The organism is Stieleria sp., assembly GCF_041595215.1.
In the GTDB taxonomy this organism is placed as follows: domain Bacteria; phylum Planctomycetota; class Planctomycetia; order Pirellulales; family Pirellulaceae; genus Stieleria; species Stieleria magnilauensis.
The window spans coordinates 1-6,634 of the sequence record NZ_JBFHKV010000416.1 but is presented as its reverse complement, the minus strand read 5'-3'; the positions used below and the strand labels follow the sequence as shown (position 1 = coordinate 6,634).

The following is a 6,634-nucleotide window of genomic DNA, read 5'->3' as shown; positions in this document are numbered from 1 at the left end:
CGGATTGTCGTACACCGAGATCTGGATTTCCGAAGCCCAAGAACGCATGGTGCTGGCCGTGCCACGCGAAAAGTGGGATGAACTTCGAGAGCTGTGCGAGAGCGAAGGCGTCGAAGCGGCCATCCTGGGTGAATTCAAACCGACCGGCCAGTTGCACCTGACCTATCACGGCCAAACGGTCGGAAACGTCAGCATGCAGATGCTGCACGACGGACGACCGCCGGTGATTCGCGACGCCGTGTACGAACCGCCGGCCGTGGTGCCGCTGGATTTGCCCGCGTCGGTTTCGGCGGAGGCGAATCAACAGACGCTGCTGAAGATCCTGTCCAGTCTGAACGTCGCCAGCAAACACTGGGTGATCCGTCAGTACGACCACGAAGTCCAAGGCGGCAGCGTCGTCAAACCGCTGGTCGGACCACAGTGCGACGGTCCCGGTGACGCCGCGGTGATCCGCCCGCTGCTGGGCAGCAACCGCGGGCTGGTGATTTCATGCGGGATGAATCCACACTATGGCGACTTTGACACCTATCACATGGCCGCTTCGGCGATCGATGAAGCGATGCGGAACGCCGTGGCGGTGGGGGCCGACCCCAGCAAGATCGCGATCCTGGATAACTTCTGCTGGGGCTACACCGATCGCCCCGAGACGCTCGGTTCACTGGTGCGTGCGGCGATCGCCTGCCAAGACGTCGCCGTCCAGCTGGGCACTCCGTTCGTCAGCGGCAAGGACAGCTTGAACAACGAATTCAGCTATTTCGACGACAGCGGTGAAAAGCAAACGATCTCGATCCCGCCGAGTCTGTTGATCAGTGCGATGGGCCAAATCGCCGACATTTCGTTGGCCGTGACGATGGACGCCAAGGAATCGGGCAACGCGGTTTTCTTGATTGGGACGACCAAAGACGAGCTGGGCGGTTCGCATTATTGTCTCAGCCAAAACCGATCCGGCGGCCAGGTGCCGACCGTGGATGTTCCGGTCGCCAAGGCCACGTTTGCCGCCGTGCACGAAGCGATTTCCGCCCGCCTGCTGCGAGCCTGCCACGACCTCAGCGAGGGCGGACTGGCCGTCGCGGCGACCGAAATGGCGATGGCCGGTGGCTTGGGAATGCAGCTGGACCTGGATGCCGTCGCTGACATTTCCGCACCTGGACTCTCCGACGTCTCGCTGTTGTTCAGCGAATCCAATTCTCGGTTCCTGGTCGAATTGCCGGTGGAATTGGTGGATCAGTTCACACCAATCTTCTACGCCCACGGCGTCCAGGCGGCCCGAGTAGGTACAATAACCGACGACGGAAAACTGACCGTCACGCGATCCGGGGCCAACGTGCTGGACATCGAGATCGCGGCAGCGAAAGATGCTTGGCAACGACCACTCGACTGGTAAACGGATGATTTCCCCCAGCTCTCAAGCCGATCCGAACAAGACCGCCACCTGGACGGTGGTGGTCTCGCGCGGACAATCACGCAATCCCGCCAAACGGTCGCTGGAACAATCGATCGCCGATGCGGCCTCGACGCTCGAAGACGCCGACGTGTTGGTGGTCCCGCACCTGTACGATTTGCCCAAGGGCGGGGAGTCGCTACAGAAACTTTCCGAAATCGAAGGCAATCTGATCGTCGTCTCGTGGATCTTTCCCCGCGCCGCCCACTGGGTGCTGGACCGAAATGGCATCCGGGGCCAGTTCGTTCCGGTGGCGATCGGCGACGCGGAAGACGAGGACCAGGAAGAGCCCTCCGCCGAGCAATCGGAAAACGATGTCGATCGCGTCGCCGACCTGTACCCGCGGCCAGATCGTCAAATCCACTGCATCGACCTCAAGGCCGAAGAGAGTCTGGATCGGTTCACCGAAGAAATCCGGCGGTTGGTGCTCGGGGAAACCGACAGCGCCAGAGAATCCGGCACCGCAGCGACGCCCGAGGAAACCTCTTTGCCGATCGTCGGCGGCCGGATCGTGCAAGTCGAAGAAACGACGGCGCGGCGCTGGTACCCGGTGATCGATTTCAGCCGTTGCACCAACTGCATGGAGTGCGTCGACTTTTGCTTGTTCGGTGTCTATGGAGTCGACGCGGCCGAAACGATCCTGGTCGAACAACCCGACAATTGCCGCAAGGGATGCCCGGCCTGCAGCCGCGTCTGCCCCGAGAACGCCATCATCTTTCCCCAGCACAAGGCACCGGCGATCGCGGGTGCCGAAACGGGCGGAAGCGAAGGATTCAAGATCGACCTGTCCAAGCTGTTCGGCGCTCCCGACGGCGGAGACGATGCGATCGCGACGGCGGCTCGTGAACGCGATGAACAGTTATTGCTGGCCGGTCGCACCGCGGTCGGCATCGACGAGCAACTTCAGCGTCGTCAGCAAGACCTGGTCGCCCAACCCAAGGACGACCTCGATCGGCTGATCGATTCGCTGGACGAACTGGACCTGTAGTGTCGCAGGGCATGCTGTGCATGCCACACGTCACGCGCGGGACGCCCGACGGTCATCCCTTGACCACAAGGTTCACCAACCGGCCGGGCACGGCGATCTTCTTGACGACGTTCTTGCCCTCGAGCATCGATTGAACCCGCTGGTCCGCCATGGCGGCTTCGATCATTTGGTCGGGTTTCGCATCGGGCGCGACTTGAATCTTCGTCTTCACCTTGCCGTTGAACTGCACCGGCACTTCGATCGAACTTTGCACCAGCGCCGACTCGTCCCACTTCGGCCAGCTCTGCTGCGCGATCACGCCGTCTTGGCCGAGGATCTTCCACAGCTCTTCGCACAAGTGCGGTGCGTAGGGCGACAGCAGAATCAGGAACGACTTCATCGCGCTGATCGGGCGTTTTTCCGCGCGGGTGAAGAAATTGGTGAATTCCATCATCCGCGCGATCGCGGTGTTAAAGCTCATCGCGTCGGTGTCCTCGGTGACCTTTTTGATCGTCGCGTGGAGCATCCGGTTCTGTTCTTCGTCGCAGGGCTCTTCGGTGAGCGCCGACTGCAGCACGTAGTCGTCCTCTTGATCGTCGACGATCATCCGCCAGACGCGATCCAAGAAATTGCGGACCCCTCCGACACCGGCCATGGACCAAGGCTTGGTCGCTTCCAGCGGCCCCATGAACATCTCGTACAACCGCAGCGAGTCGGCACCGTACTCGCTGACGACGACGTCGGGATTGATCACGTTGCCGCGGGCTTTGGACATCTTGTGGGCGCGGCTGTCGACCTTGATCGACGGATCCGAATTCAACACAAAGCCCTCGCCCTTCTTTTCGACGTCTTCTTCCGAAACCGTCTTTGACACCACGACTCGACCGTCTTTGGATTGACGCCCGCCGTCGGGACTCTTTCGCACCTCGGCGGCGGAGACCGGATTGCCGGCTTCGTCAAAGAAGGCGCTGTATTCGACATCACCCAAGATCATGCCCTGGTTGACCAGACGGACGAAGGGTTCGGGCGTCGACACGTGGCCTCGATCGAACAGCACCTTGTGCCAGAACCGCGAGTACAACAAGTGCAACACGGCGTGTTCGGCACCGCCGACGTACAAGTCGACCGGCATCCACTCGGCCTGCTTTTGCGGATCGACCAGCGCGGTATCGTTCTTGGGGTCGATGTAGCGCAGGTAGTACCAGCAGGACCCGGCCCACTGGGGCATGGTGTTGGTTTCGCGGCGATACCGTTTGCCGTCGATCTGGACGTACAACCAATCGTCATCGGCCTTGCCCAGCGGCGGTTCGGGTTTTCCGTGCGGTTTAAAATCTTCCAACTCGGGCAGACGCACGGGCAACTCCGCGGGGTCGACGCCACGCATCCGTCCGGTCGGATTCCCGTCGTCGTCGAGTTCGTGCAGGATCGGAAAGGGTTCGCCCCAGAAGCGTTGCCGACTGAACAACCAGTCACGCAGTTTGTAGTTGACGGCGGCCTTGCCCAACCCGTCCGCTTGCAGCGAGGCGGTGAGTTCCTGTTTGACCTCCTCGGTCGACTTGCCGTTCATCGGTCCGCTGTTGATCGCGATGCCGACCGCGTCGTAACACGCTTTTCCGGCCAGGATGTCGTCTCGGTTTTCGGCGTCCGCGGGCGGGTCGACGACGGCGATGACCGGCAATTCGTACTTGACCGCGAATTCAAAGTCGCGTTCGTCGTGCGCCGGGACGGCCATGATCGCACCGGTTCCGTAGCCGGCCAAGACATAGTCGGCGACCCAGACGGGGATCGGAGCGCCGTTGACGGGATTGATGGCGTGGCTACCGGTGAACACGCCTGTCTTTTCGCGGTCGCCCTCGGTGCGTTCACGATCGGATTTGAACGACGCTTTCTCGCAGTACGACTTAACCGCTGCGGATTGTTCCGCCGTGGTCAATCGATCCAGCATTGGGTGCTCGGGCGAGACCACCATGTAGGTCGCGCCGAACAGCGTGTCGGGGCGGGTCGTGTAGACACGCAGCGCGTCGTCACCGGGGCTGGCCGGCAAGGGAGCCTTGGCTCGCTCGGATTTCCACGTTTCAAATTTTGCGGCGTCACCGATGAAGAAGTCGACTTCGGCGCCGGTGCTCCGCCCGATCCAATCCGACTGTAACTTTTTGATCCCGACGGGCCAGTCCAACGCGTCCAGTCCGTCCAGCAATCGCTCGGCGTAATCGGTGATCCGCAGCATCCACTGGCGCAGCGGGATGCGTTTGACGGGGTGGCCCCCGCGTTCGCTCTTGCCGTCGATGACCTCTTCGTTGGCCAGCACGGTGCCCAGCTTGGGGCACCAGTTGACCAGGGCGTCGTCCAAGTAGGCCAACCGGTGCGCGTCGATGTAGTCGGCGACGGCCGATTCGCCTTGTGCTTGGATCTCGTCGGGGATCGGCAGTTCGGCGATCGGGCGACCTTTCTGCGCGTCGTGGTCAAACCAGGTATCGAACAGGACCAAAAAGATGAACTGGGTCCAGCGAAAGTACTCCTCGTCGGTCGTCGCCAACACGCGATCCCAGTCGTAGCTGAAACCGAGCATCTTCAACTGCCGCGTGAAGTTGTCGATGTTGCGTTGGGTTTGAATCCGCGGGTGTTCGCCGGTTTTGATCGCATGCTCTTCGGCCGGTAACCCGAAGGCGTCGAATCCCATCGGGTGCAACACGCTTTCGCCACACAGGCGGGCGTAACGGCAGACGATGTCCGTCGCGGTGTAACCCTCCGGGTGGCCGACGTGCAGCCCGTCACCGCTGGGATAGGGGAACATATCCAAGACGTAACGTTTTTTCGGACCCGGTTTCTCGGGCGTGGCAAACGTTTTATGTTCTTCCCAGTAGGCTTGCCAACGCGGTTCGATTTCAGCGGGATTGTATCGCGGCATAGGAGTCGAGCAAAAAAGGGGGAAATGGAGGCCGTCAAGACGGGGTGTGCGACGTCAACTCCATGGTGATCATTCGAATCGGGTCTCGTGTCGGACGCGGGCCGAGCGAAATTCTAAGGATTGACAGATTTGACGTAAGTCTTGGCTGGAAATTAAGTGGTCGCTCTTCAAGGCCGAGATTCATGGCGAAACTGTATTTTTACTACTCGACGATGAACGCGGGAAAATCCACGACGTTGCTGCAGTGCAGCTACAACTATCACGAACGTGGCATGAAAACGCTGATTCTGTTGCCGGAAATCGACACCCGCGACCAGGCCGGCAAGGTCACCAGCCGGATCGGCTTGGCGGCCGAGGCGGTCACGTTCGACATCGCCGACAACCTGCTGTCCATGGTACGCGACCACCACGACGCCGAAACGCTGCACTGCGTTTTGGTGGACGAAGCCCAGTTCCTGACGGCCAAACAGGTCAAACAACTGAGCGACGTGTGTGATCAGTTGGACGTCCCGGTGATGGCGTACGGCTTACGGACCGATTTCCAAGGAAACTTGTTCGCCGGCAGTGAAGTTTTGTTGGCCTGGGCCGATACGCTGACCGAAATCAAGACGATTTGCCATTGCGGACGAAAAGCGACGATGGTGCTTCGGATCGACGATTCGGGACGACCGATCAAGGATGGCCGGCAGATTCAGATCGGGGGGAACGAACGCTACGTGTCGGTTTGTCGACGGCACTTCAAAGACGGGATGTGCGAGCGGGCGGCCAACGAATTACCGCTGCTGGACTCCCTGGACGGCGCCCCGGCGGAATGACGCCCCAGCGATGCAGGCGTAGCTGGCATCGCTCGTGGGCTGGACTTTCGCAGCGAATCCGGCGATCAAACGTTCGGCATGCGGTGTTACAAACGAGCCCGCCGAAGCCCCGCAGAGCGAGCCTGACGGCCGCCTGGCGGCCTCGCGAAAGTCGCCGGGAAATGGTAGAATTCCGCCTTCTGCCGCAGGCGGTTCTGGGATGACCAGGATTGGGAACCATCCCTCGAAATGCGGCCTACTTTTACGCCCCGTTTCAGGTCTCAATGAGCGACGCCCCCTCTTCGGATCTCCCGGAATCTGACGCCCCAGACTCGCCCGATCAGAGCGCGCAGGAAAAAGGCTCCCAGGAAGAAATGGACGCCCCGGAACGCGGCCCCGACGTGCCGGTTTCCTCGATTCCCGCCGCGAACCAGAAATACACCGACGAAGACCTCAAGCACCTTTCGGACTTGGATCACGTCCGAAAACGCCCCGGGATGTACATCGGCGACACCGCGACGCGT

At 60.9% G+C, this 6,634-nt stretch carries 4 protein-coding genes; 3 read left to right on the top strand and 1 reads right to left on the bottom strand.

From position 1 onward, the window contains the following. A partial coding sequence (locus ABX749_RS16695; protein ID WP_372896969.1) for an AIR synthase-related protein occupies window positions 1-1,384 on the top strand: 1,384 nt, incomplete at its 5' end. A 4-nt stretch (window positions 1,385-1,388) separates the two neighbouring features. Beyond that, on the top strand, window positions 1,389-2,429 hold the full coding sequence (locus ABX749_RS16690; protein ID WP_372896968.1) for an ATP-binding protein: 1,041 nt from the start codon (window positions 1,389-1,391) through the stop codon (window positions 2,427-2,429). A gap of 52 nt (window positions 2,430-2,481) precedes the next feature. Here the strand turns inward: ABX749_RS16690 and leuS are convergent, their stop codons facing one another. Next, complete coding sequence (gene leuS, locus ABX749_RS16685; protein ID WP_372896967.1) at window positions 2,482-5,316, bottom strand: leucine--tRNA ligase; 2,835 nt, start codon at window positions 5,314-5,316, stop codon at window positions 2,482-2,484. Between the two features lie 182 nt (window positions 5,317-5,498). Between leuS and ABX749_RS16680 the strand changes: the two genes are divergently transcribed. Then, entirely contained in the window at window positions 5,499-6,131 is a 633-nt protein-coding gene (locus ABX749_RS16680) for a thymidine kinase (protein WP_372896966.1), read from the top strand. The last annotated feature ends 503 nt before the right edge of the window (window positions 6,132-6,634 follow it).

Coding starts and splice junctions, on each gene's coding strand:
- ABX749_RS16690 (WP_372896968.1), top strand. CDS start 1,389: ATGATTTCCCCCAGCTCTCAAGCCGATCCGAACAAGACCGCCACCTGG.
- ABX749_RS16680 (WP_372896966.1), top strand. CDS start 5,499: ATGGCGAAACTGTATTTTTACTACTCGACGATGAACGCGGGAAAATCC.
- leuS (WP_372896967.1), bottom strand. CDS start 5,316: ATGCCGCGATACAATCCCGCTGAAATCGAACCGCGTTGGCAAGCCTAC.